The following is a 25,757-nucleotide window of genomic DNA, read 5'->3' on the forward strand; positions in this document are numbered from 1 at the left end:
TCGCATAGGGTCGCATCACTTCGATGCGACTTTACCTTGGATGCGGCGCATTAATTTCGTGAGCGACGAACCCGTTTGGCCGATGGGCATGAGTTCACGGCGCGCTGTGGGGCGAGGCTTCGAGGCTTTGATGCGTGCTTCTAGTTCGTAGGCGCTCTGGAACATCGTCTTAGTCGTCCTTGTCATTAGTCAGGCCAATGTGGCTTGAATCGTGGCTGACTTAGACATATTAGCTCCAGGTTCCGACCAAGTGTTAGACTTGGCCGGCCAGTCATGATGACTTAGTGAAAAAAAAGCGAGCAGTGCCGCATGACAACTGCGACAAAGTTGCCTATCACCCCATTTTTGGCAGAGATTACAGGTTCTTTGAGTAGCCGTGGGATAGCTATAGTCAAGGCCGAGCCCGGGGCTGGTAAGACGACGCAGCTACCGCGCGCCCTCCTCGACGCGGTGCGTGGGCGGATCGTCGTGCTGGAGCCAAGGCGTCTTGCCGCCAGGCTCTCTGCCGAGAGGATCGCTCAGGAGATGGGCGAAGCCTGTGGGGAGACCGTTGGCTATAGCATCAGGTTTGGCTCCAAACAGTCAGGTAGGACCCGCGTCCTGTTCGTGACGGAGGGAGTGTTCCTTCGACTGTTGCAGGATGATCCCGAACTGCGCGGCGTTGAGGCTGTAGTCATAGACGAGTTTCATGAGCGCCACCTCCACACGGATCTTGCTTTGGCTGCGGTCGCGGCGCTGCGGCAGTCGCGGCGAGCCGATCTTAAGCTGGTGGTCATGTCGGCAACTCTAGATACAAGGTCGCTCGAGCAGTTTCTCCCGGGGGCGGCCGTCTTTGATATCCCAGGGCGTACCTTTCCCGTGACCATCGACTATCTGACGGGACTAGAAAACCATCCCATCGAGGAGCAGGTAGTGAGTGCGACCAAGAGGATGACCGAGGATCCTCGTTGCCAAGGTGACATCTTGGTGTTTCTGCCGGGGATGCAGGATATCCGGAGATGCGCCGAAAGGCTGGCGCAAACTCTGAGAGATCAGGTCAGCCCGTTGCCTCTGGCTGCAGACCTTTCACCAGCTGAACAGGCAAGAGTCTTTGCCCCCAGCGCCAAGCGTAAAGTCATACTTGCCACTAACGTGGCAGAGACTTCGCTCACGATTCCAGGCGTCACGGGCGTGATTGATGTGGGTTTAGCCAAGATCGCCGGACATGCCGCATGGAGCGGCATTGCCACCCTCGACGTCAAAAAGATCAGCCAAGCCGCTGCGATTCAGCGTAGCGGACGTGCCGGACGGATGGCCCCTGGAGTGGCCTACCGGCTGTATAGTGAAGGCGATTTTTTAGGTCGCCAGCCATTCACGGCACCGGACATCCGCCGGTTGGACTTGGCCGAGGTGTTTCTCACGGTACAAGACCTGCGTGACCGCAGTGGTCTACCGGTTGCTCGATTTGACGTGGCTCTGCCCTGGTTTGAGGCCCCGATGGAGGCGGCGGTAGTGTCGGCGCGGCAGCTACTCAGGCAGCTCGGAGCCATCACTGATACCGATCAGATTACAATTCGCGGACGCAGCATGGCGCGGCTCCCGTTCCACCCGCGCCTCTCTGCCATCATCGTCGCCGGCCAAGAGGCAGGATGCGGCGAGGCAGCGCTTGCGGCAGCGACACTGATCAGCGAGGGCATGGTTTTTAAGCGCGGCGCGCAGCCGGCCGTCAGGACAGACTGTGATCTAAGGCTTCAGATAGACGCAGTTGCGAGACTCGAGGCTGGGGCTAGACTAGCACCGGCGACGCTAGCGGCCGCGATAGATATGGGCAAGGTAAAACATGTCGTGTCTGTTTATCGCCAGCTAGCTGGACGACTTAAACTTGGCGATTGGCCCGGACCGGGTCTAGCCGACGATGAGCGCTTGACCAAGTGCCTACTCGCGGGATTTCCCGATCGCGTGGCGAAAAAGCGTAACCTGCCTCAAAATTCGAGCAGGAATCAGCCACCTCTGTACAACTTCTGCCTAGGTCGAGGTGGTTATTTAGGTGAATCTTCGACCGTGCGTGATGCTTCCTTTATCTTGGTCTTTGACGCTTCCGAGGCTGCAAGTCGCAGTGCCGATCGTGGTGTGATGATTTTTGCCGCCTCGGCCCTGTCTCCTGCTGTGTTGCAGGATGGGACCAGTACTTTGGTGATGCATCGGACGCAGCCCATTTGGGTCGACGATGGATCTCGAGCAGATGTCTTTGAGCAGGTGAAGTACGGCGAGCTTATTGTGTCTGAGGCGCGGTTGCCAGCATCTAGTCATTACGCTGCGCAACTGGAGGAGCTACTGCGCGCCAAACTGGCGGAAGTTTGGCCAAAACCGTTTGACGACGATAGTGATCTTGTCAGCTACCATGCACGCCTTGCTTGGCTGGTGCAAGCGGGTGAAGGTGAGGGTTTTCCGACCTTTGACGGGGAGATGCTGGAGCTTTTGCAGGCCGAAATTTGTGGGGGCAAGCGCAGTTTCAAGGACATCCTTGAGCGCTCACTCGGGTCCTACATCGAAGAGCAGTTATCCTACGCGCAGCAAGAGGCGCTTCGGCGTGGAGCACCGACGGAGCTGAAACTGGCCAATGGGCGGCGCCTCAAGGTTCACTATGAACTGCACAGGGATCCTTATATATCTGGATTTGTTCAGGATTTTTATGGGTTGACCGAGACCCCGCGCCTTGCTGGAAAAACCGGCCTCACTGTGCAGGTGCTTGGCCCCAACCGCCGTCCCCTGCAGGTGACTGGTGATTTGGCGGGATTTTGGCAGCGGCACTACCCAGCCTTGAGGGCGGAATTGGGGCGCAAATATCCTAAGCACTTTTGGCCAGAGCAACCAGCGACGGCTGGGCCCTTTTTGTACTACAATCAAATGCTAAAAGGACAACGTCCAGAGTCGCAATGATAGGGGTATGGCATGTCTCTCGTGCGTGTTAAGGCTTCGTTAGCAGCGTCATTTTGCCTCGGCTTGAGTATGTTATCAGTGCCGGCTGCGGCAGCCAGAAGTATGGGTGATGCAAAAGATCTGGGACAATTGACGCAGCTTAAAATCAAATCGACTGCTGCACTCGTCATGGATCTCGACACGAATACAACGCTTTTTGAACGCGACGCCGATGTAGTCCGGCCCATCGCAAGTATATCGAAGATTTTTGGTGCCTTGGTCATTGCCGAAGAGTGTAAACTTGATCCTGACGGCTTGCATGAGATGTCGCCGTCCAATCGCGATGCCGCTAGGGGCGGCGACAAAACTAAACTAACTACTGGTTGGAGTTATTCGCACCGCGACCTGTTACATGCCGCCCTAATGAGATCTGATAATAGAGCATTACCGGCTTTGGCTGAGGCCTGTGGCTTAGATCCGGCGGCACTTGCTAACAAGATGACGGAGCGCGCGCGCAAGATGGGTCTCGTTAAAACCTCGTTTAAAGAACCCGACGGGCTATCGCCGGAGAACGTATCGACGGCTCGCGAGGTCATGGTGGCTCTTAAAGAAACGATGCGTAATCCGATGCTAACCGAAATTATGGCTAAGCCCGAATACGTACTCGTGGCACACAAAGGCGAGCGCACCCGTGATATAAAAATCAAGAATACGGATCGTCTTCTATCAAAAAACATAGCGCAAATACTCGCCGGTAAAACTGGTTATACGGACATAGCGCGCTACTGTTTGGCCGTTGCTGCCAAAACTTTTGAAGGGCGTCAACTCGGTATGGTTTTTCTCGGCGCCGAAGGTAAACACACGCGCTTTGCTGATTTCACGCGCGTGATCAAGTGGTTGACATCTAACGAGGCTATCGCCGCGGCAAGTAAATCCAGCGTTAATAGTGGTAATCGTGATGCCGATATCAATGGGTCGGCCGCGGCATCTGGTGCAGTCGGCAAGAAAGATGTCATGCAAATTCCCCTAAAGCCTGAGGCCACATCGGTCGAGGTTGAGTGATATGTCCTCATTCGTGAGTGACTACAGTATTAAAGCTATGGAGCTCCTTGAGGAGGCACAGACTGCCACCGACGAGTTTGCTGCAAAGACGCAAATCAAATGCCGCGAAGGCTGCGGCCAGTGCTGTTTGAAGCCAGGCATTGAAGTGCAGGTGGTAGAGATGCTACCGCTTGCTATGTCACTCGTAGAAAACAGCGAGGCCGACAAGTGGTATGACCAGGCCGCACGAGATCCCTCGGGGCGCTGTGTGTTTTATGCCCCTGATCCACGTGACGAGACCTTAGGAAGGTGCCAGCAATATGCGCTGCGCCCTAGTCTTTGCCGCCTTTTTGGATTTGCTGCTGTGAGCACAAAAGATACTAAGCATCCAGCATTAGCCGCCTGTTTTTGGCATAAAAGATTACAGCCGGAGACAGTGGCGGCCGCGCAAACGGCTATCGACAATGGCACCGAGGTGCCGTTGTTCGCTGATTTTCACATGCGGATGTTTGCGTTGGCGCCGACCCCAAGCTTGAGCGAGATCATGCCCATCAACCAGGCGTTGATGTTTGCTATCGAGAAGGTTGAGCTGCTGGCGCGCCAAAAAGACGCGAAATAAACCAGCACAAAAAAGATCGGCCAGGTACCTCTGAGATTCAAGCCCCCCCGAGCTTTTGTCACAGTGTCCTGGCCTATTTCTAAGTTACATGGCGTACAGGTTTTGAGCAAGTTTTTTTTGACACTTCCCATACTTCGCGGGTTCTAACCACCCGATACTGCTGCCTTCTTTGTGTCTTATGGGGCCTAAATGACTGCCTTGATCCTCCCAATGTGAGTCATCCTTATATTTGGTGGGAGCATTGACAGGTGGCGATCGCACCATATCTTTACCAAGTGCAAGTGGCTCTAAAGGTTGAGCGAGGTCCAACATGGAATTTGAGCAAACGAAAAAGTATCCGGTACTTCCAACCCGCAACGTTGTCATCTTTCCCGGCACCACACTGCCACTGAATATCGGGCGTCCACGCAGCGTTGCTGCTATTGAGGCAGCCAATGAGCGCGATGGGCTCATCATTGCCTTAGCGCAAAAGGCTGAAGTCAGCGGCGATCCTGGGAGCGAAGATGTATTTGCCGTGGGTACCCTGTGCAAAGTCGAAAAGATGCGCGGCTCAGCCGAAAGCGGTTACCAGGTCCTGGTGCGCGGGGTAGCGCGCGTGAAGGTCAACCAGTTTGAACAAGTGGAACAGTTCATAGAGGCGTTGGCGGAGGAGTCACTGGACGTCGAAGATGCCGACGACAAATCGCTCGAGGCTCTTGTTGCCAACGTCAAAACTATGGCGCGGGACATACTCCAGCTGATCCCTGGAGATACGCGACAAGTAGTTGAACTGATCAATGGGCTCGACGACGCCGCCCTCTTAATGAACTTATGCGCTGAATACCTTGAGGTTCCTCTCACTACTAAACAGGAGCTGCTAGAGACCGTTTCCGTGCGCGCTCGCGCCCTGCGGCTTTTGGAGCTCATGCAAACGCAAAAAGAGGCGTTGCAGCTACAAAGCGAAATCCGTGAAAAACTGTCGACAAAAATGGGGAAAATGCAGCGCGAGGCGATCCTCCGAGAGCAAATGCGCGCGATCAAAGAGGAACTCGGCGAGGATGAATCAGGGAAATCGCGCGACGATTATGTCGATAGAGTCGGCAAGTCGAAGATGCCCGAGGCGGTCAAGAAGATTGCAGCCGATGAGGCTAAGCGCCTAGCTGATCTTGGTAGCTCATCACCAGAAACGCATGTGGTTCGTAATTATCTAGACCTTCTACTAGCCATGCCATGGGACGAGAGCACGGTCGATAATCTCGATTTAGATCAGGCGCGTACCCTACTTGATGCAGAACATTACGGTCTCGAGAAGATCAAACGGCGCATCATTCAGCATCTGGCAGTCTTAAAACTGAAGAATGATCGTCGCGGCTCCATTCTGCTCTTTGTTGGTCCACCTGGGGTGGGCAAAACTAGCTTAGGTCAAAGCGTAGCTAAGGCCCTTGGTCGGAAGTTTGTCCGGGTAAGCCTGGGCGGTGTAAGGGATGATGCTGAGATCCGCGGTCATAGACGCACATACGTCGGTGCGATGCCGGGGCGCATTGTTCAGGGGATCAAACGAGCTGCTGTTAATAACCCTGTGTTTATGCTCGATGAGATCGACAAACTTGGACGCGGCTTTGCTGGGGATCCGGCGGCAGCCTTGTTGGAGGTTTTAGACCCAGAGCAAAATGCGACTTTTTCCGATCACTACCTTGATGTGCCCTTTGATTTGTCGAAGGTATTCTTCATTGCGACGGCCAATAACCTCGAGTCGATTCCTGGACCATTGTTAGACAGGATGGAGGTGATTGAACTTACCGGCTACACGACAGCCGAGAAATTGCATATTGCTAAGAGCCATCTCATTCCCAAACAGCTAACTGAGCACGGCATCAAGCCATCTGAGCTGAGAATCGCTGATGATGCGCTGATGCGGATCATCACCCACTATACGCGGGAAGCAGGCGTGAGGGATTTGGAACGCAAGGTTTCTGAAGCGATGCGTTTCATGACCGAAAAGGTGCTTGAAGCTAAGGGTGAACAGCTAGTGGTTGAGCTACGCGATCTTGAGGAAATCCTCGGTCCAGAGCGCTTTGTTCACGAGGTCGCCGAGCGGGTCTCACCCCCGGGCGTAGTGACTGGTCTAGCTTGGACGCCGGTTGGAGGGGAAATCCTATTTATTGAGGCCAGTTTGATGCCAGGCTCCGGAAAGCTAACCCTTACGGGTCAGCTAGGTGACGTGATGAAGGAGTCGGCACAGATCGCCCTCAGTCTGGTGCGGTCTAACTTGCCAGCTTTTGTCCCAGGTTTTGATTACGAGAAGAAAGATATTCATATTCACGTTCCCTCAGGGGCTATCCCTAAGGACGGTCCGTCGGCAGGCGTTGCCATGCTGACCACTCTGGCCTCACTCTTCACCGGACGGCGTGTGAGCCCCGTGCTGGCAATGACGGGAGAGATCACGCTGCGGGGATCAGTGATGCCAGTGGGTGGGATCAAGGAAAAGGTCATGGCAGCGCACCGGGCAGGTATTGAGAGGGTCTTACTACCCAAGCGCAATGAGAAGGATCTGCGGGACGTACCAGAGGAGGTGAAGAGTAAACTTCAGTTCGTCTTTGTAGATACGGCTCAGGAGGTGCTCAAGGTGGCGCTTGATTTGGATGTGACGGTGCTGCCTGAAATCCAGCCGCACACGGCGCCGGCCGCAGCTTCGAATCCGGCACAGTAAGGACTTACCTCTAGATCGACGATGGCTGAAATCCGTGATACCGTGAGTAGCCTTTTTTGACGTCATCTAGAGGTAAGCATGAGCCAGCAAGTTGGGGCTAGTTTGGCCCCTGAAGAACAAAAGATCATCGACCAGGAACTCGCACTTCACGAAAACGTGAAGCAAGCGGTTCGGGCCGAGGCGATGGCCGCTGTGCCGGACATGAACGACGTCAAAAAGCGACTCATCGAACTTCGTGATGAGGCTATTAGCGCACACGAGCACGACCTACCGGCGCTCTTCCAGCAACTGTACACGCATCACAGCTTAGCAGCTCGGGATTTCACCAAGAAGTTGCCGGATATGCGAGCGCCTTACTTCGCTCATGTGCAGACACTCGAAAATGGGCGCACGCGCGATGTACTTATTGGTTACCAAACCTTCATCGATACCAAGTTAGGGGTGACGATCATCGATTGGCGCCACGCGGCGATGGCCAAGGTGTTCTTCAATTACCGTGAGGGCGAAGAATATGAGCTCGAACTCCCTGGTCGTATTGCTTTAGGCACGCTGGTGATGCGGCGGGTTATTACGTTTGATGGTGGAGAGCTAACTGGCGTCAGCACGCCTGCTTTCAACTTGGTCCGTGAGCGTGGACAACCTTGGTATCGCTACGGCAGTCAGTCCGCGCCAGATTTGAGCGGTGGCGCCGGCACTGCGGTCAATGTGCAGCAGTTTGGTATAGGTATCACCAACCGGAAGTTGCCTGATGTCTCAGCGCTGCTCGATCAGGATCAGTACGAGATCCTTAGACGTGAGGACCGCGGAGCTCTCCTCATTCTTGGTGGTGCCGGTAGCGGCAAGACTACAGTCGCGCTGCACCGCATGGCTTTGCTTGCTTATCAGCGCCCTGGATTTTACGCGCCTAGGTTTATGCAGGTCGTGGTACCCGAGCAGGGTCTGGTGCGGTTGACGGAGCGTCTGCTTGGTGGTCTGGGCCTAAATGGCGTCAAAGTAGAGACCTTGGACGCATGGATGACTGATCAAGGGCGCCATATCCTGAAGCGTATTCCCAAAAGAGTTTACGAGTGGACGCCCCCAGCTGTCGTCTACATCAAGCGTCATCCGGCCTTATTAAAGGCGATGGAGGCACTGGTAGCGCAGAAGGTGACGGACATCGCTAGTGCACTTAAGGGACTTATTGGTGAGTGGGGCACCGATCTCATCGACTTCCTCCTATCCTCAAAGGCGCCCTTGGTGCCGCGTCTCGATGCGCTACTCGAGCGCGCGAAGGACCCGCATGTGCGCAAAGACGCAACGCAACCAAGCAAGTGGCAGCTGGAGACCTTGGCTAAGTATCTGCATGAGACCAAGGAAAACTTGGTCGATGGTGATTTGACACGGTCTGAACTTTACGGTGATGCCGTATGCCACAGTGCCCTCATACAGCATAGCGACGGTCACATTAATGCAAAAATGTTGGCCGAACTAACGCGGCACACGAGGCGCCAGTTTGAGGAGCCACAGAAGCATCACGCAGACCGTGAAGACGAGGCCGGTCTGGACGTCGAAGGTGCTGAGGTAGAGATTGATGATTACGCGGGTACCATCGACGTTGAGGACTTTGCAGTCCTACTCGAGTGGCTCCACCTGATCCACGGGCGCGTGACGCGCAAGTCGAAGTCCATTACCGAATACCACCATCTTGTCATCGATGAGGCCCAGGATTTGGCTCCACTGGAGCTGCGTATTTTAGGTCAGAGTCTGGGGGCTGATGCTACCTTAACCGTCGCTGGTGACGCGGCGCAGCAGTCTGATCCGAGTGTTGTGTTCCGCGGCTGGGATGATGCGCTGGCGCAGCTAGATGTGGCGGAAACCTCAGAGGCTAGGCTTAGTACGAACTACCGTTGCCCAAGGCCAGTGGCCGAACTTGGCCATAAGGTACTCGGAGCCATGGCCCCAGGTGACTTGCCGAAGTCCATCAGAGAGGGGCGTGATGTCATCTTTACGGCCGTGCCTAACGAAGGCCTAGCCGTGGTCGAAATGACCGACGTTTTAAATCAGCTGACTGGGCGCGAGCCTCTCGCCTCGGTCGCCATTATCTGCGAGAACGAAGAAAACGCACGTCATTTCTACGAGGCGCTTGCTGGTAACCTTGACGTGCGCCTGGTCATTGATGGCGAGTTCTCGTTCAAGCCTGGGATTGACGTCACTTATGTCTCGCAGGTGAAGGGTCTGGAGTTTGACTACGTCGTGCTCCCTGATGTGAATATTGGTATTTACCCGAACACTGCAGTTGCGAGAAAGTCACTCCACATCGCTATTACCAGAGCTGTCCATCAGCTGTGGGTGATGTCGGTTGGTAAGAAATCCGAGATCCTGACTGAACTAGGATACTGATCTTGAGCCTAAGGTAGCTGGAGGGTGAACTTAATCTCCGTCCACGCCGTTTCGGCCCTGCCGTAGCGGTTGCGACGGGGCTTGAAGCGGGCACCTTTGGCTGAGGTCAGGATACGTTCGTCCATACCGAAACCAATGCGCTTTTTAAGTTCAGCATCTAGTACGCGACCAGTCTCTTCCACCAACACCTCGACTATAGCCGACCCTTCGAGTCCTGCATCGATCGCGGCCTGGGTGTATTCTGGCTTCGTGATGCTATCGCGGATGAGCTCTGGTTCAGCGCTCATATCGCCTTGAAGGGCGCCCGGTTCTTCCTTAAGACGCTCGCCGGTGTCCTCGACCATGAGGGTGTTACCAAGCGGTGCTGCAACTTTGCCTCCGGCGGTCATAGCATCAGCGGTCAAACCTTGTACAGGTTTAGGCGGGGGCTCATTTGGTTTTGGGGGAGGTGATTTACGCTCGCTTGCGACTTTGGGTGGTTTTGGCTTAGGTTTGGGCCGTTCCCGCGGTGGCGGCGGTGGCGGCGGTGGCGGGGGTTCGGCTTTAGCAACCACTGGTTGTTCCACGATTTTAACTTTCACGGCCTGCAGCCGCTGGGCCGGCGGGCGCTCACGTGTCGCAATAAACAATCCACCTGATACATGGATGACCACGGAGCCCACCATACAGGCTAGCCAGAGATGCTTCCATGTCAGCTGTTTAGTCATGGCACTAGTTTAGCTTAATCAAAGTCTACTTTGCCAATTTCCCTTGCCGTCGTAGGATAGTAGCAAACATTTCAAGGGTTAAAGGGGTACCGCCATATGTCGCGTGTTACGGTCGCTGCCAACCCCCGCGGTTTGTATCTTCTAAAGGGATTGGGATTAGTCTTATTAGTCATGGGTGTTAGCCATCCTGTGCACGCTCAAAGTGAACCATCCCCCAATGGCCCTGCCACAACTGAGGCAGCTCCGCAGGAGATCAGCCTGCGCGTCAAAGCTAAGGGCACGGGCATACCCATCAGGCGCGTCGAGGCGCGCCTGCCAGGTGGTAAAAAGATCTATGGCGACAAAGAGGGACTTTTAAAGCTGCCACCTAGCGCTGTGGTACTAAAGATTGAGCTTTATAAATCTGGCTATGAGGTCATGAACCTTGAGTTAAGCCCCTCTCAAGGCGAGCAGACTGTTTACCTTTTGCCGGCAGCGCCTAGTGACAGTAACGAGGTTGTAGTCAGGGGGGAAAAGCCCACCGAGGCGTCTCGTAAAACTGTGACGACCGAAGAGGCTGTGCGCGTCGCACCAGGGCGTGATCCGGCGCAGATCCCGCGTCTGCTACCTGGGGTCCAGGTTAATAACTTCCGCACGGATATCGTCATCAGGGGATCGCCACCAAACGGGTCTCTTTATGTAATCGATGACTTTCAGGTGCCCTTTATCTTTCACTCCTTTGGCAACATTTCGGTCATCCCCGACCAGATTGTGAACGACGTCGCCTTTTCGACCGGTGGTTTTGGACCGGAGCGGGGTAATGTGACCGGTGGCGTCATCAATCTTAGGACTAAAAACGAGATTCCAGAACGCAGTAAGACCGAGTTTCGGGTAAATATCCCGATCTTCTCCACCATCTATCACGAAGAGCCTGTTAATGACGGCAAGGACTATGTCGCGGTATCAGCTCGTCGCAGTTATCTCGATGTGCTGTTGCCGCCTATTTTGAAAAACGCAGGGAATATGGAGCTAACCGTATTCCCGCTCTTTGGTGACGAACATATCTTTTACGTCCACCCAATCGAAAACGGTGTGGTCAAAGTCATCGGTGCGCACGTGTATGATGGTGTAAAGCTGATCCTGAATTCAGATCTATCAACCACGGCCGATGGTAAAGCCAAGTTTGATATTCAAAGATCATTCGAGTTACTCGGTGTTGAGTGGAAAAAGGACTTGAATCAAGACTGGAGTGTTAAGGTTGAGCCTAGCCTCAATCATCAATCCAACTCCATCGATATCGTCAACAACGCAATTGATATTGCTGCGACTAGCGTTGCCGTCTACGCTGAAGCCGCACGTAAGCTCGGCGGTAAAGACCGCGTCTATGTCGGAACAGAGTTAAGTTACGGTAAGGCTAGTGTCAAAGTGCTCGCTCCCGAGCAAAATCCTAGCGACCCGTTCTACAATCCTCAGTCGGCACCGCAGAAAAAAGTGGAGCAAGTCTCGCCATTCATCGCCGAGGCACTTTGGGTTGGAGGTGAATTAAACTACGGAGACTTACTCGTCATGCCGGGGCTGCGCGCCTTTAGGTTTTCGCAGCTGACTCAGCCTGGCGCCGATCCACGTGTTAACTGGCGCTATCAAATTAATAACATGCACTCATTCAAAGGCGCCTTAGGCCAGTACTCACAGACCCCCGAGTTTTCTGAGACAAGTGCAAGTTTCGGTAACCCAGCACTCAACTATATCGAATCGCGGCACTATGTGCTCGGTCTTGAGACAGTTTGGAGTGATCTTTGGATCTCAGATGTTCAGGGGTTTTATAAGACGATCGATAAGACGGTGCAAAGTGATCCCCTAGTTAAATTGGATAATGATGGTGACTCGTTTAGTACGGGGCTGGAGTTTTTTATCAGACGTAATTTGACGGAGAGGATTTTTGGCTGGTTTGCCTACACTTACTCCATCAATAAAGCGCGTGAGCAGCCAACGCAGCTCTATCACAATTCCGAGTACGATCAGACTCATGTCCTGAATGTCACGGGAAGCTATAAATACTCGGCTCTGTGGACTTTTGGTGGTAGGGGGCTATTTCGTAGTGGCAATACTTACAACGGTGTCGATTACTCGGTTTATAACGTCAACCTAAACCGTTACGAGCCAAGGCAGAGCTTTACCACGCCGCTCTATAACAAGCGGGAACCGGTGTATTACGAGCTGAATCTCTATGCTGACCGCGAGGTACTCTTCGATACTTGGAAGCTGACCTGGCGCTTTGGTATCGAAAATTTGGCGCTGAAGCCACAGGTCCAAGGTGTTAACTATAACTACGATTATTCGAAGCAAGAATTTGTACGTAGCGTACCACCTGTTCCTTATATCGAAGTTAGGGGGATCCTATGAGACACATATGGCGCGCATCCTTGCTGCTTCTAGTTTTCATCAATATTGCCTGCGACGGTGACGAAGACCGCTTTGAGCGGATTGCCAAGCTGCGCGGACTTGGGCTTTTGACTTCACCCGTGATTGCACCCCCTAGTACCGATGCGGTACCTAGTCAAGTGGAGTTCACCTTTTACGCGGCAGCACCGCTAGGCGAGACGGTGACAGCGACACCTTACCAAGACTTGCAAGGCTCACTACGGAAGGTGTCCATCTCCAACTTCACTGTTGGCGAGGTTAGCTACGAGGACCACTCTAGTCTGCGTATAGTCAAGGTGAAGGCTACGGGGGTCGTGCCACCAGCATCCTTGATCTACTTTGATCCCAGTAATGGATTTGCCACCGTTCGTTATGCAATATCCCTGGTTGGGCAAAGCAGCACGCAAATTCTGGTCGGAAATTTAGTCATTTATCCGTCGGGAGCAGCCGAGCTGACAAGCAAAAATAATCTGCCGACCATAGCCATTACCAACCCCACGAAAGATGGCACGATTAACGGATCGGAGCAGGAGATCAAGGCCGATTTGACCGAAGTGAATGACGAGACTTACCGCGTCGGATGGTTTGTGAGTGGTGGGAGACTCGATGCTAAAAACAAGGTCAGTACCACTTGGACACCAACCGGTTCCGGGAAATACACGGTCATTGTCACTGCACGAGGGACAAAAACCTCGGCATTTGGTATCGATGTGGTAGACGTCACAGCTAATTGAGTCCAGGGCGGGCTCGCGACCGTGCTGTGCCGCAGTCGTGGAGCCCCAGCATGCAGCATGGCAGCAAAACCTCGTTGGCGACTTTTCTGCTGACGATGGCGATCATTATTGGTCTGACCTTTTGGATGGTCGAGTCCTACGTGATGTCTCTCCTGACGGGAGGGTTTATGGCCATGCTTGCACGCCCGTTCTACGTGACTTTGAGGCGTAAGCTCTCCGTCTCTTTCGCTGCGGGGCTGGCGACGATGGGGCTACTACTACTGGTCGTTATTCCTCTTGGTGTCTTTATGGTGCTCGTCGCGAGGCAAGCGGTCATGATTGGTGCGTGGGCGTCGCAGCTGCAGCTAACGCCAGTCGATGATTTACTCGTGGAGCTCAGCGGCGTCTGGCCCTTGTCTGTGGTAGCCGATAGTCCGGATGCGTTGAAAAAGTTGGTACTGAGTCAGTTGAATCAATGGGGTGCAGCTGCGACGAGACTCATGGTTGAGTTGGCTAAAGGTTTGCCAGATAACATCATGCAGCTGGTGCTGTCGTGCCTTACCTGTTTTTTTGTGATGATCGATGGGCGTCGGCTTATTCATTGGATAGGTTCCCTGATCCCCCTAGGCTCCCAAATTCGGGAGAAATTAGTCGATTCATTTAGAAGCACGGCAATTTCCGTCGTCTGGGCCAGTATGGCCGCAGCTGCGGCCCAAGCTGTGATGATGGGCCTGGCATTTTTGCTCACGGGTATTCCTGCAGCAGCGTTGGCCGCGGCAGCTACGTTTATATTTGCCTGGATTCCACTTCTTGGCAGCGTGCCGGTTTGGCTAGCAGGGTGTGTTTATCTTTACGCTCAAGGTCATGTTGGCAGTTTGATTGGTCTTCTGGTCCTAGGTGGGTTGACCGGCGTTGTCGACAATGTGGTGAGACCGTGGGTTCTACGCGGTCGGGGCGAGATGCACCCACTGGTCAGTTTGGTGGCTATTTTTGGTGGCATCAAGATGTTCGGTATTATGGGAGTCTTTTTTGGTCCCATCTTAGTGGCATGTCTTTTGACACTTTTGCACGTATGGCCGACAGTAGCGAGGTCCGAAGGACTCGATATTTAACTGAGGCCCTAGATGTATAAGCTCAGACCCTATCAAACCGAGGCGGTGCAATCCGCTGTCGATCATTTTCGTCACCAGCGCAGTCCGGCGGTTATAGTGCTGCCTACTGGTGCCGGCAAAAGTCTGGTGATTGCAGAATTAGCACGTATAGCTAAAGGGCGCGTGCTGGTGCTTGCTCACGTTAAGGAGCTGGTCGAGCAGAACTATGGCAAGTACATCAGTTACGATCTCTCTGCCGGGATATATTCAGCGGGATTGGACCGGAAGGATAGTGCGGAGAAGGTGATCTTCGGCAGTATCCAGTCTGTGGCACGGGCTAAACGTGAATTTTTTGCCGCATTTTCACTCCTCATCATTGACGAGTGTCACCGTGTGTCGCTGGCTGAGGACACGCAGTACGCGCAGGTGATCCGGATTTTGCGTGCCGCTAATCCCAAACTGTGCATCCTGGGACTTACGGCGACGCCGTACCGACTGGGTCTAGGCTGGATCTACCAGTATCATCATCGAGGTATGATCAGGACTGAGCAGGAGCGGTTCTTTAAAAAGTGCGTCTATGAGCTATCGCTCGCCACCATGATCAATCAAGGTTATCTGACGCAGCCCATTAAGATTGATGCACCAGTGGCCTGCTACGACTTTTCGCAGCTGAAACTTTCGGGAGCTCAGGGCAGTTTTGCTTTGGCAGAGGTGGAGAAGGTCCTTAAAGATCAGTCGCGCGTCACTCCCGTGATTGTCGAAAATATTATCGACATGGCACGTGACCGTCAGGGCGTCATGATCTTTACGAGTTCCGTCAGACACGCGGAAGAGATCTTTAAATTACTACCGCAAGAAATGTCGGCGGTGGTTGTTGGTGAGACTGAGGGCTCTCAGCGTGACGCGATTATCCATAGATTTAAGCAGCGTGAGTTGAAGTTTCTCGTCAACGTATCGGTGCTTACCACGGGATTTGATGCTCCTCATGTCGATGTGATTGCTGTCTTGCGCCCTACCGAATCGGTAAGTCTCTATCAGCAAATTGTCGGTCGCGGGCTGCGCCTTAGTCCCGGCAAGGAAGATTGTTTAATCCTTGATTACACCGGCCAGGGTCATGATTTATTCAGGCCTGAGATTGAGGACTCGCGACCATGTGCCGAGGCGCAAATTGTGATCGTCCCATGTCCCCTCTGCAACTACGACAATGAGTTCTGGGGTTTAGTGGACGACGAAGGTGAGATCGTCGAACACTTTGGTCGCAAGTGCAAGGGAGCTACGGAATGCCTGGAGACGTTCAAAGTGGAGCGTTGCTCTTACTTTTTCCGCTCTAAACTATGTCCCCATTGCGACACGGAAAATGACATTGCCGCCCGCGTTTGCTCTGGCTGTAACGAGATGCTGGTCGATCCTGATAAGTCCTTGCGCGAGGCTATGAGCCTTAAGGATGCCCATGTGATGCGCCCCGATTTCATGGAGCTACATCCGCGCATCGACCGGCGCCAGCAGGAATTTCTGGAGATTCGCTACTACGACTGCGACGGCAATCACCTGAAGGAATTCCATTATCTAAACGGAAAGGCCAGTATCCGGGCGTTTAACTACGGATTTTTGCGCATGCACCTGCGGCGCCCAGAAGCAGCGCCAGAGATTGCCGGCGTGGACGATGTGATCAGTGCGCAGCATCTGCTTCGACTCCCGATGTTCATCATTGCGCGGAAGAAGAAGCAGTTTTGGGAGATACGGGAAAAGGTCTTTCTTTAGACCGGCCGAGGTATAAGGAACAAGTCTGTGTGATAAATTGTACCGTCAAACTTCTTGGCAAAATCGCGTATACGCTCGGTTGGTAAAAACTCGCCGGCATGTTGTCCGCCAACTTCAGCGAACTTCTCAAATTTTTGCTCGATAATTTTGATTAATTGCTCGTAACTGCCGGCGTCAACGAGATCGTGTGGGCAAAACTCAATGCAAAAAGGTACTTGTCGTCTGATCAGTGATTCAGATCCGGCTAAGACAAAACCCTCGTGGCCCTGCGTGTCACACCAGACTAAAGACACCGATGCCGCATCTACTTGGTGAGTGACAAGCAGGTTATCCAAAGTATCTACGTCAACATCCACGGATGTGCCAGCAGCGCTTGTAGGATTGCCTTGAATGCGATGATCGCCGCAATTTTCTTTTGATAGGGCTAACTTGAGTTGGCCTTTGGCCGTAGACACTGCATGAGGACTTACGATGACTTTTTCAGCGATCCCATTAGCTTCCATGTTTAGACGTAATACTTCGAGGTTGCTCGGTGCTGGTTCAATACACACGGCCTTGTTGAAGCTACCAGATTTCAAAGCATAAATGGTAGTAGTCCCAATATTAGCCCCTACATCTAAAAAAGTTCCTCCCAGAGATTTACCTACTTTGGCACACAACTTTAGGACTGCCTCGAGATCGTTGCGCGCAAAATGGCCAACCGCGACCGTATAAGGTGTCACGACATTATCGTGCAGGAACATGAAGGTAGTCTCGTTGCCATCAGCGAGGCCCAAGTATCTTAGATTGGGATTCAAGTGACGCAGTAAGCGGCAGTAAATACGACATAGCAAAACGCGACGATACGTGGGGGAGGTTAATAGTTCTTTGACCCTTCTGAGGCGATGTAAAATCATTTTTTGCACTTCCACGGAACAAATTCTAAGACCTGCCGCACAGATCCTTGGTGAACAACTTAAGTTATCAACTAAACAGGAAGTCCAAATCCTTAGACGACAAATCAGCCAGGACGTTGCCATCCTCGGCAATAATACCTTCCACCAACTGACGCTTGGCTGCTTGGAGCGATAGAATCTTCTCCTCGACAGTGCCACGCGCAATGAGTCGGTATGCAAAGACATGATTGACTTGGCCAATGCGGTGCGCCCTGTCGATAGCCTGGGCTTCGCTTGCTGGGTTCCACCAGGGGTCAAGGATGAAGCAGTAATCCGCCGCAGTCAGGTTAAGGCCGACGCCTCCAGCCTTGAGGCTGATGAGGAAGACCCGAACGTTTGGATCCGTCTGGAAGCGCTCGACGCGCTCTTTGCGATCCGTAGTCGAGCCATCCAGATACTCGTAGACGATACCTTTGGCATCGAGCCTAGCCTTAACAATGGCTAGCATCGACGTGAACTGACTAAAGACCAGAGCCTTGCGTCCGGAGTCCATGACCTCTTGCAGCTCGTCTTCGAGTAGATCTAGCTTGGCACTGGATTCCATCGCTCGGGCAGAATCAATAAGACCAGGGTGGCAGGCAAGCTGGCGCAACCGCAGAAGCGCCTCAAGGACGTGCATCCGCGATTTGCCCAGACCCGCGGACTTGATCTTCTTCTTAAGCGAGTCACGGTAGTGAGCAGCCAGTTCATCGTACTCCCGCTGCTGATCAGGCTCGAGGACACAGTATACGGTGCTCTCAGTTTTACCTGGAAGTTCTGGGAGCACCTGCTCTTTGGTACGACGCAAGATAAAGGGACGTAGGGCGCGAGCCAGTGTCTCTAGTTTGCCACCGGTCAGTTTGCCGCTGCCGCTGAAGAGGTCGCCGAATACGGCTGCACTGTCGAGCATGCCGGGATTTAAAAACCGGAAAATGGAGCCGAGTTCGGCAATACGGTTTTCGACCGGAGTACCTGACATTGCCAGACGACGTTGCGCTTTCAGCGCACGTGCAGCTTTAGCCGACTGTGTCGACTCGTTTTTGATCGCCTGTGCCTCGTCAAGAATCACGTAATCAAACGACACAGACTGAAGGAGTTCAATGTCACTGCGCATCGTGCCGTAAGACGTAACGATCACGTCATACTTGCGCAGAGTCCGCGCATCTTTTGGCCTTGATGCACCAACGTGCGCCATGACCTTGAGATCAGGTGTGAAACGTTTAGCCTCGTCCTGCCAGTTATAAATCAAACTAGTAGGAGCAACGATGAGCGACGGCAACAGATCTTCGTCGCGCTCTTTGGCTGCGAGGCGGCGCTTATGTAAATAGGCTAGTACCTGAACTGTTTTACCTAGACCCATGTCGTCGGCAAGGCAGCCGCCAAAGCCAAATTCGTCTAGGAACTCGAGCCAGCCAAGGCCCTGCTTTTGGTAAGGACGGAGCTCACCGATAAACGACGGGGCTGGATCACGCGCCGTGACGCCGGAGAATGCTGCCAGTTTTTGTCTGTAAGCTGCGAATGATTGGTCGAGACTCGCCTCAGCAGCCTCTGACACCAGCACGTCAAGAAAGGCCGCGTGGCTGGTGCGATAACGTAGCTCATCGCCCTGACCGTCCTCGCCCATACGCAGGATGGGATCCAGCTTCTTGAGCCACGACTCGGGGAGTAAACCCACCGTGCCGTCACCAAGTTGCACACGGTTATCGCCGCGACGCAGAGCATCTAGGAGCCTTGGCAACTCAACTGTGGTGCCACCAAAATCAAAACTTGCGCGCAGATCGAGCCAGTCTACGCCAGACTTCACGTCGACATTGAAACTGCGCCCTGCCCGGAGCTTTTTGCCCTCAGCCTCAACCGCCCAACCATGTGTGTTGAGATCAGCCACTAGCGTCGGCAAATTGGATGCATCGACAAAGACGTCGGCACCAGTCACTGCGCGGCCAGCCGAGGGATGTACACCAGCATGCTCACAGAGATCCTTAACAAGCTGCTCCTCTTTGACGCGGTCCCGGCGCAGCACGATGCGCGGCGGTGCGGGAGGCTCAGGTTGCTGCGGTGCTTGTGGCACCTGTGGAGCTTGCGTAGTTGGTGTCTCTAAACCCTGCTCAGCAGCCTGCTCGAAGGGTAGTGTCTGCTCTTGCTGCGCTTGATCAGCGGTAGCTTGGTCCGTCGGAGTTTGCCCAGCTGGCGCCTCGATCTGATGTTGCCTCTGGCCACGACGACCATGGCGCCTTTGATCATGCGGGCGTTGTGGCATCGGTGGCGGTGTCGGTGGCGCCTCGTATTCAAACTCGTAATTGGCCATGAGTACCATGGCCTTGTCGGTGATCGGCGTCGCCAAGAATATGAGCTTAGGTTTCGCTTCGCCAACGACGATGCGCCATCCACTATCGCTCGGCAAATCGAGTTGCGGCGAATTGGCTAAATCAACAAAGGAGCGAAGGAATGCAGCCTGATCGGCCTTAGGCACCTTAATCGATTGCACCTGCTTCAGGGTGTTGATCCAGCCACAGAGCCGCGGATCTGGCATCGCGATGTGGATGACCCGATCTTTGAAGATCACCGTGCCATCGGGGAACGCAGCTAAAATGTCGAGTAGCGGTACCGTGATACGGCCGCGCCTAAACTCACCGCGCACGATCCAGGTCCTGTCCTGTTTGCGTACGGCTACGGCGAGCCGAAAGATCCACGGATCACGCATATCCCACGATAGGGCGTGGAAGGCATCGAGACCGATGTTGAGCGTGGTTTCAAGTTTGGCATCATCGATGCCGAGCCAGCCGAAGCGACCAGTCGCCGCCATCATGCTCATGAGTTGAGGGCGCAAACTCTCGGCTACCACAAACGAATGAACGCGCGTACGCAGTGGTGCATTCGCTTCGTCCCATGAACCGGCTCGTGCTACTGTCGTGCTCGCAGTGCCAAAAATTTGTGTCAGGACGTCACGATCCGGACCTTCTGCAAAACCCTCGAGGGCCTTGACGTCGACTGGAGCTGCGGACAGTTGGACATTTTGCTTATGGTCACCCGTGCTGCCATCAGCCTGCGGAGTCCGGCGGAATAAACAAAGTGTTAGTAGACCGCTGCGCCGCGTCGATTCGGCATCGATGATGTAATAAACATCACTTTGTGCGCTTTTGGTAGCAGCTCGCTGACGGGGTTCGACGAGTTCGCGCTGAGCATGGCCGATGAGCTTCAGCGTCTCGCGCCACGATAATTGGTCACCGTGGCCACGATTTTTATGGGGCTCGGGCTCTTTTTGCGCAGGTGGTGCCGCGTGACTTGCTGCCGAGAAGGCCCTGATGCGTCCCGAGGCGTCAGGTTCAGCGCTGACCACAGCTCGCATACGGCTGGGATTAGCCTGCAGAAACTTGGTGTGGAACCCGATCGGATGATCAGTCGGTGCCTTGAACTCACACGCGGCCGTGCCATCTGCCATACACAGTGTCGCCCAAATATGCTTGCAGTATCCCTTACCTCCGGCAAAGAAGGGGCAGTCACAAAGAGCACTGATGGTGGATCTTTGACGCTGAGCGTCGACCGCCATCTCCAGCGTCACGTGATATAGGGCACCTTTGCCCTTAACGTCAGCCGTCAAACGCTCCGGTGCGACGTTGGTTAAGACGACGCGCTTTTGGCGGTAGTAGCCCTCGCCGCGCACTCTTACCTGATCCTCAATGTCCACCGCGAGAGCTGTTGTCAGCCCGCCGATGCCCCGAGGGGGTCTCATACCATGTACACTAACGTGATTGGGGGAACGCTTGCCTGAACGGCCACGCCCACGGCGTCCTCGCCTCAAATGGGTAACTCCTACGCGGTCCTGCTCTTGTTGAGGACTTCTTGTTTCTGGTCTTAAACCGGCGCCTTCAGTAACGGCTTGCAATCCTTGGTGAGGTTGCCTTCGGCGGCACGGTAGCCCTTTGACCACTTCCTACTAGCTTCACAGTTTGTGCGCCGCAAAGCAAGAGTAGATTTTTGCCTAGAGCCGGTTTTTGGGGTGAGTCATGGTTGCCTAGACCTTGTGACAGGCGACGTCGTGTCCTTTCGCAATTTGTCTTAAGTGCGGTGTCACCTGGCGACACTGCTGGTCAGCTTGTGGACAGCGTGCTGCAAAGCGGCAGCCTGGAGGCGGATTTATGGGACTCGGAAGTTCGCCTTTTAAGAGTTGTTCCGGGCGACTACGCTCTTTTTGGGGGTCCGCCAAAGGATTTGCCGCCACCAAGGCTTGGGTATAGGGGTGCAGAGGTCTAAAAAACACCTCGTCCGCCGACCCGAGCTCAACAATTTGACCGAGATACATGACGGCCATGCGTGATGAGATATAGCGCACCATGCTGAGGCCGTGGGCGATGAAAAGGTAGGTAAGGCCAAGTTCTCGCTGTAGATCTTGCAGGAGCGTCACCACCTGCGCTTGCACGGAGACGTCCAGTGCCGAAATAGGTTCATCGCAGACGACAAACCTGGGCTCGAGGGCGAGGGCGCGCGCCAGACCAATACGCTGACGCTGCCCACCGGAAAATTCATGCGGAAAACGAAAAGCATGTTCCGGCAGGAGACCAACGCGGTCAAGCCAAGAAGCCACCCTTGCGGCTCGTTCGGCACGTGTCCACAGCCCATGAATGTCGGGGCCCTCAGCAATGATGTCGCCGACCGTCATCCGGGGATTGAGGCTGGCGTAGGGATCTTGGAAAATCATCTGTGCCTGGCGCGCAAACTGACGTCGCCGCGCCTTGGTCAATCGTCCAGCGACGGACTGGCCGTCGATCTGAATGTCGCCAGCCGTCGGCTCGTACATCCGCACTAGGACGCGTCCCAATGTAGATTTGCCACACCCGGACTCACCGACCAAACCCAAGGTCTCGCCTGGATTGATGGTGAAAGATACTCGCTCTACGGCGTGGAGTTGCAGTCCGTGACCAAGGTGAAAGTATTTGCTGACTTCTTTGACTGTTAAAAGTGGAGCCGTCATCTCTGCACTCCGTCGGCTTGCTGCTGTGTTCCGCCCACCACATACACACCTGCCGCGCGGCGCTGCTCAGTAGCCTGAGGATGCTGCAGCCAGCACATGGTCCTCGTGCTGCCCGCATGGACCTCCGGTGGTGCGCGCTCTACACAGATGCGCATGACAGCCGGACACCGCGGAGCAAAGGCGCAGCCCACGGGCGGACTGAATAGGTCGGGAGGACTACCTGGAATGGGCGTCAATGGCTGATGCGACGAAGTCTCGTCCCTAGGCATAGCTCGCTGCAGCCCAACAGTGTACGGGTGTTTGGGTTGGTAGAATACGTCGTCGACCTTGCCCTCTTCGATCACCTGGCCGCCGTACATGACGATGACGCGATCGGCCATCTTAGCAACGACGCCCAGATCATGTGTGATGAGGATCGTTGCCATGTTGAGGCGGTGGGCGAGATCGCGAATGAGCGAAAGGATCTGAGCCTGAATCGTGACGTCTAGTGCTGTTGTAGGTTCGTCAGCGATGAGCAATTTAGGATTGCAGGCGAGGGCCATAGCTATCATGACGCGCTGACGCATCCCGCCCGAGAGCTCGTGCGGAAATTGCTTCAGCCTTTTTATAGGCTCCGGAATGCGCACGAGTTCTAGGAGCTCCAGCACCCGGTGGCGTCTAGCCTGGGCATCCATCTCCGTATGCAGCAGCAATACCTCTGCAATCTGATCGTAAACGGTCATGGTCGGATTGAGACTAACCAGAGGATCCTGAAAAACCATGGCAATTGCGCCGCCAGCGATTTGCCGCATCTCCTTGCGACTGATTTGCAAAAGGTCGCGCTGACCAAACACAATCTTGCCAGAGATTACGCGTGCTGGCGGTGTAGGCAAAAGGCCCAGGAGCGACTGCACGGTGACTGATTTGCCTGATCCCGATTCGCCGACGATACAGAGTGTTTCGCCCTCGTAAACTTTAAATGAAACATTGCGCACAGCCTTCACCTCACCGCCATGAACGGTGAAATTAACGCTAAGATCGCGAGTCTCAAGGAGGACCTGAGCACCGGCGCTATCGTGTGATTGAGGCTGACTCATCGTTACAGTTCCTCGTGACAGATTCTCGTCCTAATTCCGGCCGCGCAGTTTGGGGTCAAAGGCGTCACGCATCGAATCCCCGAGTAGATAGAAGCAAAGCAAGGTCACACCAAGTACCGAGGCCGGTAAGAAAAACTGGACAGGGTTGACCTGCAGGCGCCGCGCCGCATCGAACACGACGTTACCCCACGACGGCGTGGGTTGCTCTAGACCCAGTCCAAGCATCGAGAGAAATGCCTCCGACGCAATCACGCCAGGTATCCGCGCTGACCACGCGATGATGATGAGACCAAGCAAATTAGGTCCAATGTGGTGCGTAATAAGGCGTCCCACGGGAGCACCGAGTAGTTTACTCGCTTGAACGAACTCGAGTTCACGCATGCGCAGTACCTCGCCCCTAACAATGCGCGCAAATCCAGCCCAACTAAAAGCAGTGAGCGCGATGACGAGGCTCAGCAAGCCCTTGCCGATCGCCACCTGCAAGATGATGAAGATCAAAAGGTCGGGGAAGTTATCGACGATCTCGACAATCCGCATACAGACGGTGTCGACACGTCCACCCATGAGACCAGAAAAAGCACCAAACACGAGCCCAATCAAAATACAAAGACTTGGTACGAGCAGGGCCAGTAGCATGTCAACGCGCGTGCCCTGAATCATCCGTGCTAGGACATCGCGTCCAAGAGCGTCGGTGCCAAATAAATGCGCGCGCCCCGCAATCGTGCCACCAACCTTGGCCGCAGGATCGATAGCCTGTGCGTCGGTGAGCTTAATCGTGTTTATAAGTTTAGTCTCAATGGTGGCCGCTCTTTGGCTGTAGTAACGCTCCCCTGTGACAGGATCATCGACAAAGCTGACGATGGAGTACTGATAGACCTCGGATGGATCGAGCCCCAGACCATCATAGTAGGAATATTGCGTCGGATCATTGATCTCGATAATACCAAGACCACGCTCCGCCGTGCCGTCGGCAAGATCTTGGAGACTGACCGACTGATCATTCGTTTTGATGACGCGAAATAGTGCGTATCCAGATACCCCGACTACCGGTTGCCAGACGAGATTGACGCCGTCGACGGTTGCGTCTCCGTCGATGTGCACCGATGGCGGCGCCTTTAAGTCGCCTGCACTCAGAAGCGGTGCTTGTTGGTCGTAGTTGCGATCTAGACGTTCCTCGGGCACCGGGGCAAAATCATCGACTACTAGAAGGGGCGCGCTGCGCGTGGGACCTTGGTTGATATCGTGCGGATTCTGCTGATTCTCGTAGGCGACACCGCCAGCGGATTTTGGAAAAAACCACGGGCCAACAATGCCGGCCAAAGTCACCAAGGTGATCACCACCAGGGAGATCATAGCGAGGCTATTTTGCCTGAGTCTATGGAGTGAGTCCTGCAGATAGGTTAAAGCCGGACGGGAAATAACCTCTGCTGCAGCGCCGTCCGTCTGGAGCGGCTGCAGGAGTTCAGGCGCTAGCTTTTCCCAAGTGATGTCACTAGTAGTCACGGCACGCTCCTAACCAAACCGAATCCGAGGATCGATGAGCCCATAGACCACATCTGTGATCAAGTTGATGACAATAAAAAAGCCCCCGTAAAAGACTGTGAGTCCCATCAGTACGTTGTAGTCGTTGTTGCTGATCGAGTTAAAATAGGCGGCACCGAGCCCTGGCACTCCGAAGACGTTCTCGATGAGTAGCGATCCAGAGATAGCGCTCACAAAAATGGGCCCAAGCAAAGACACCACCGGCAGGATCGCGTTGCGGAGTTGATGCAGCACTACGATTCGTGGCGTTGAAGCGCCCTTGGCCTTAGCCGTACGGACAAACTCGGCAAAAGCCACGTCCACCATCTGACTCCGCATATAGCGCGTCATCAGCGTGATGATGCTGAGACTGAGCGTCGTGCCCGGCAGAATCACATCGCGGAATTGCCCCCAGCCCACAGGTCTAAACCAATGCCCGCCATCAATATGAAAATGAGTAAGGGGAAACACCGCAAATAAGTACTGCACGACATAAGCGATCAGCGCCGACGGTATAGCTATACCGATGACGCATAGGACCATCGCTGCTCGATCAATCAAAGTATTGCGGTAGAGCGCTGCCAATATCCCTAAAGTGAGACCAATAGTCGTCCCAAAAACTAGGGCGTAAATCCCGATAGCTGCAGAGGCAGGAAAATTCTCGATGATCATGCGATTGACACTGCGGTCGACCGTGCGAAAACTTTCGCCAAAATCACCATGGAGAAACATGCGCCGCATCTGGATCGTGTACTGCTCGAAGAGGGGCTTATTCAGACCGTATTTGGCTTCAAGATTGGCCCGCACAGCTGCCGGGATCTCCTTGGTCCGCGTCAGCGGATCGCCGGGTACAGCCCGCATGAAGACGAAGGTCAACGATGCTAGGGCCCACAACGTCAACACGGCCATTGCAAGTCGCTGCCCGACGTAGCGTACGAAACCCCATGATAAAATATGTGTCATCGGGTACTCCGCGTCA

General features: G+C 54.2%; 16 protein-coding genes. 9 read left to right on the forward strand and 7 right to left on the reverse strand.

All coding sequences use genetic code 11. The features are described 5' to 3' along the window. Window positions 1–309: 309 nt before the first annotated feature. From hrpB to FJ146_01300, 5 genes are all read left to right on the forward strand, one after another. Window positions 310–2,919 carry an ATP-dependent helicase HrpB gene (gene hrpB / locus FJ146_01280; GenBank protein ID MBM4250587.1) on the forward strand — a complete coding sequence of 870 codons (2,610 nt, stop codon included), beginning with the start codon at window positions 310–312 and terminating at the stop codon, window positions 2,917–2,919. A 12-nt stretch (window positions 2,920–2,931) separates the two neighbouring features. Next, window positions 2,932–3,960: a D-alanyl-D-alanine carboxypeptidase gene (locus tag FJ146_01285; protein MBM4250588.1), complete on the forward strand. Its 1,029-nt coding sequence runs from the start codon at window positions 2,932–2,934 to the stop codon at window positions 3,958–3,960. 1 nt (window position 3,961) lies between these two features. Beyond that, window positions 3,962–4,558 (forward strand): YkgJ family cysteine cluster protein, encoded by a 597-nt coding sequence (locus FJ146_01290; GenBank protein MBM4250589.1) that lies wholly within the window; start codon window positions 3,962–3,964, stop codon window positions 4,556–4,558. Window positions 4,559–4,868: 310 nt separating this feature from the next. Then, the gene (gene lon / locus FJ146_01295; GenBank protein MBM4250590.1) at window positions 4,869–7,247 is read left to right on the forward strand and encodes an endopeptidase La; all 2,379 of its coding nucleotides are present in this window, start codon (window positions 4,869–4,871) and stop codon (window positions 7,245–7,247) included. A gap of 78 nt (window positions 7,248–7,325) precedes the next feature. Beyond that, window positions 7,326–9,626, forward strand: coding sequence for a hypothetical protein (locus tag FJ146_01300; GenBank protein MBM4250591.1), 2,301 nt, complete (start codon window positions 7,326–7,328; stop codon window positions 9,624–9,626). Between the two features lie 8 nt (window positions 9,627–9,634). On the opposite strand, the gene FJ146_01305 is transcribed toward FJ146_01300, so the two are convergent. Then, a complete protein-coding gene (locus tag FJ146_01305; GenBank protein ID MBM4250592.1) occupies window positions 9,635–10,333 on the reverse strand; it encodes a TonB family protein in 699 nt (232 codons plus the stop codon). Between the two features lie 96 nt (window positions 10,334–10,429). On the opposite strand from FJ146_01305, the gene FJ146_01310 reads away from it, so the two are divergent. Genes FJ146_01310 through FJ146_01325 form a run of 4 tightly spaced genes read left to right on the forward strand, consistent with a single transcriptional unit; the run spans window position 10,430 to window position 16,298 of the window. Beyond that, a complete protein-coding gene (locus FJ146_01310; GenBank protein MBM4250593.1) occupies window positions 10,430–12,715 on the forward strand; it encodes a hypothetical protein in 2,286 nt (761 codons plus the stop codon). Further along, window positions 12,712–13,467: a hypothetical protein gene (locus FJ146_01315; protein MBM4250594.1), complete on the forward strand. Its 756-nt coding sequence runs from the start codon at window positions 12,712–12,714 to the stop codon at window positions 13,465–13,467. Before FJ146_01310 ends, FJ146_01315 begins: the two co-directional genes overlap by 4 nt. 50 nt (window positions 13,468–13,517) lie before the next feature. Further along, entirely contained in the window at window positions 13,518–14,558 is a 1,041-nt protein-coding gene (locus FJ146_01320) for an AI-2E family transporter (GenBank protein ID MBM4250595.1), read from the forward strand. Between the two features lie 12 nt (window positions 14,559–14,570). Continuing rightward, window positions 14,571–16,298, forward strand: coding sequence for a DEAD/DEAH box helicase (locus tag FJ146_01325; GenBank protein ID MBM4250596.1), 1,728 nt, complete (start codon window positions 14,571–14,573; stop codon window positions 16,296–16,298). On the opposite strand, the gene FJ146_01330 is transcribed toward FJ146_01325, so the two are convergent. From FJ146_01330 to FJ146_01355, 6 genes are all read right to left on the reverse strand, one after another. After that, the gene (locus FJ146_01330; GenBank protein MBM4250597.1) at window positions 16,295–17,419 is read right to left on the reverse strand and encodes an FkbM family methyltransferase; all 1,125 of its coding nucleotides are present in this window, start codon (window positions 17,417–17,419) and stop codon (window positions 16,295–16,297) included. The two genes, FJ146_01325 and FJ146_01330, sit on opposite strands and share 4 nt — an antisense overlap. Further along, complete coding sequence (locus FJ146_01335) at window positions 17,262–20,942, reverse strand: hypothetical protein (GenBank protein ID MBM4250598.1); 3,681 nt, start codon at window positions 20,940–20,942, stop codon at window positions 17,262–17,264. The genes FJ146_01330 and FJ146_01335 overlap by 158 nt, the downstream gene beginning before the upstream one ends. Window positions 20,943–21,224: 282 nt before the next feature. Continuing rightward, entirely contained in the window at window positions 21,225–22,181 is a 957-nt protein-coding gene (locus FJ146_01340; protein ID MBM4250599.1) for an ATP-binding cassette domain-containing protein, read from the reverse strand. Then, complete coding sequence (locus tag FJ146_01345) at window positions 22,178–23,257, reverse strand: ABC transporter ATP-binding protein (protein ID MBM4250600.1); 1,080 nt, start codon at window positions 23,255–23,257, stop codon at window positions 22,178–22,180. The genes FJ146_01340 and FJ146_01345 overlap by 4 nt, the downstream gene beginning before the upstream one ends. A 30-nt stretch (window positions 23,258–23,287) precedes the next feature. Next, window positions 23,288–24,760: an ABC transporter permease gene (locus FJ146_01350; protein MBM4250601.1), complete on the reverse strand. Its 1,473-nt coding sequence runs from the start codon at window positions 24,758–24,760 to the stop codon at window positions 23,288–23,290. Window positions 24,761–24,769: 9 nt separating this feature from the next. Continuing rightward, window positions 24,770–25,741, reverse strand: coding sequence for an ABC transporter permease (locus FJ146_01355; protein MBM4250602.1), 972 nt, complete (start codon window positions 25,739–25,741; stop codon window positions 24,770–24,772). Window positions 25,742–25,757 lie beyond the last annotated feature (16 nt).

The sequence above is a fragment of the Deltaproteobacteria bacterium genome, from assembly GCA_016874735.1.
Taxonomy (GTDB): Bacteria; Bdellovibrionota_B; Oligoflexia; order Oligoflexales; family CAIYRB01; genus CAIYRB01.

Excerpts from the sequence above, each read along its gene's own strand:
- FJ146_01355 (MBM4250602.1), bottom strand. The coding sequence starts at position 25,741 with ATGACACATATTTTATCATGGGGTTTCGTACGCTACGTCGGGCAGCGA.
- FJ146_01315 (MBM4250594.1), top strand. The coding sequence starts at position 12,712 with ATGAGACACATATGGCGCGCATCCTTGCTGCTTCTAGTTTTCATCAAT.
- FJ146_01335 (MBM4250598.1), bottom strand. The coding sequence starts at position 20,942 with ATGAGACCCCCTCGGGGCATCGGCGGGCTGACAACAGCTCTCGCGGTG.
- FJ146_01310 (MBM4250593.1), top strand. The coding sequence starts at position 10,430 with ATGTCGCGTGTTACGGTCGCTGCCAACCCCCGCGGTTTGTATCTTCTA.
- FJ146_01330 (MBM4250597.1), bottom strand. The coding sequence starts at position 17,419 with ATGTCTTTGCATACCGACTCATTGCGCGTGGCACTGTCGAGGAGAAGA.
- FJ146_01320 (MBM4250595.1), top strand. The coding sequence starts at position 13,518 with ATGCAGCATGGCAGCAAAACCTCGTTGGCGACTTTTCTGCTGACGATG.
- FJ146_01285 (MBM4250588.1), top strand. The coding sequence starts at position 2,932 with ATGTCTCTCGTGCGTGTTAAGGCTTCGTTAGCAGCGTCATTTTGCCTC.
- lon (MBM4250590.1), top strand. The coding sequence starts at position 4,869 with ATGGAATTTGAGCAAACGAAAAAGTATCCGGTACTTCCAACCCGCAAC.
- FJ146_01340 (MBM4250599.1), bottom strand. The coding sequence starts at position 22,181 with ATGACGGCTCCACTTTTAACAGTCAAAGAAGTCAGCAAATACTTTCAC.
- FJ146_01300 (MBM4250591.1), top strand. The coding sequence starts at position 7,326 with ATGAGCCAGCAAGTTGGGGCTAGTTTGGCCCCTGAAGAACAAAAGATC.
- hrpB (MBM4250587.1), top strand. The coding sequence starts at position 310 with ATGACAACTGCGACAAAGTTGCCTATCACCCCATTTTTGGCAGAGATT.
- FJ146_01345 (MBM4250600.1), bottom strand. The coding sequence starts at position 23,257 with ATGAGTCAGCCTCAATCACACGATAGCGCCGGTGCTCAGGTCCTCCTT.
- FJ146_01325 (MBM4250596.1), top strand. The coding sequence starts at position 14,571 with ATGTATAAGCTCAGACCCTATCAAACCGAGGCGGTGCAATCCGCTGTC.
- FJ146_01290 (MBM4250589.1), top strand. The coding sequence starts at position 3,962 with ATGTCCTCATTCGTGAGTGACTACAGTATTAAAGCTATGGAGCTCCTT.
- FJ146_01305 (MBM4250592.1), bottom strand. The coding sequence starts at position 10,333 with ATGACTAAACAGCTGACATGGAAGCATCTCTGGCTAGCCTGTATGGTG.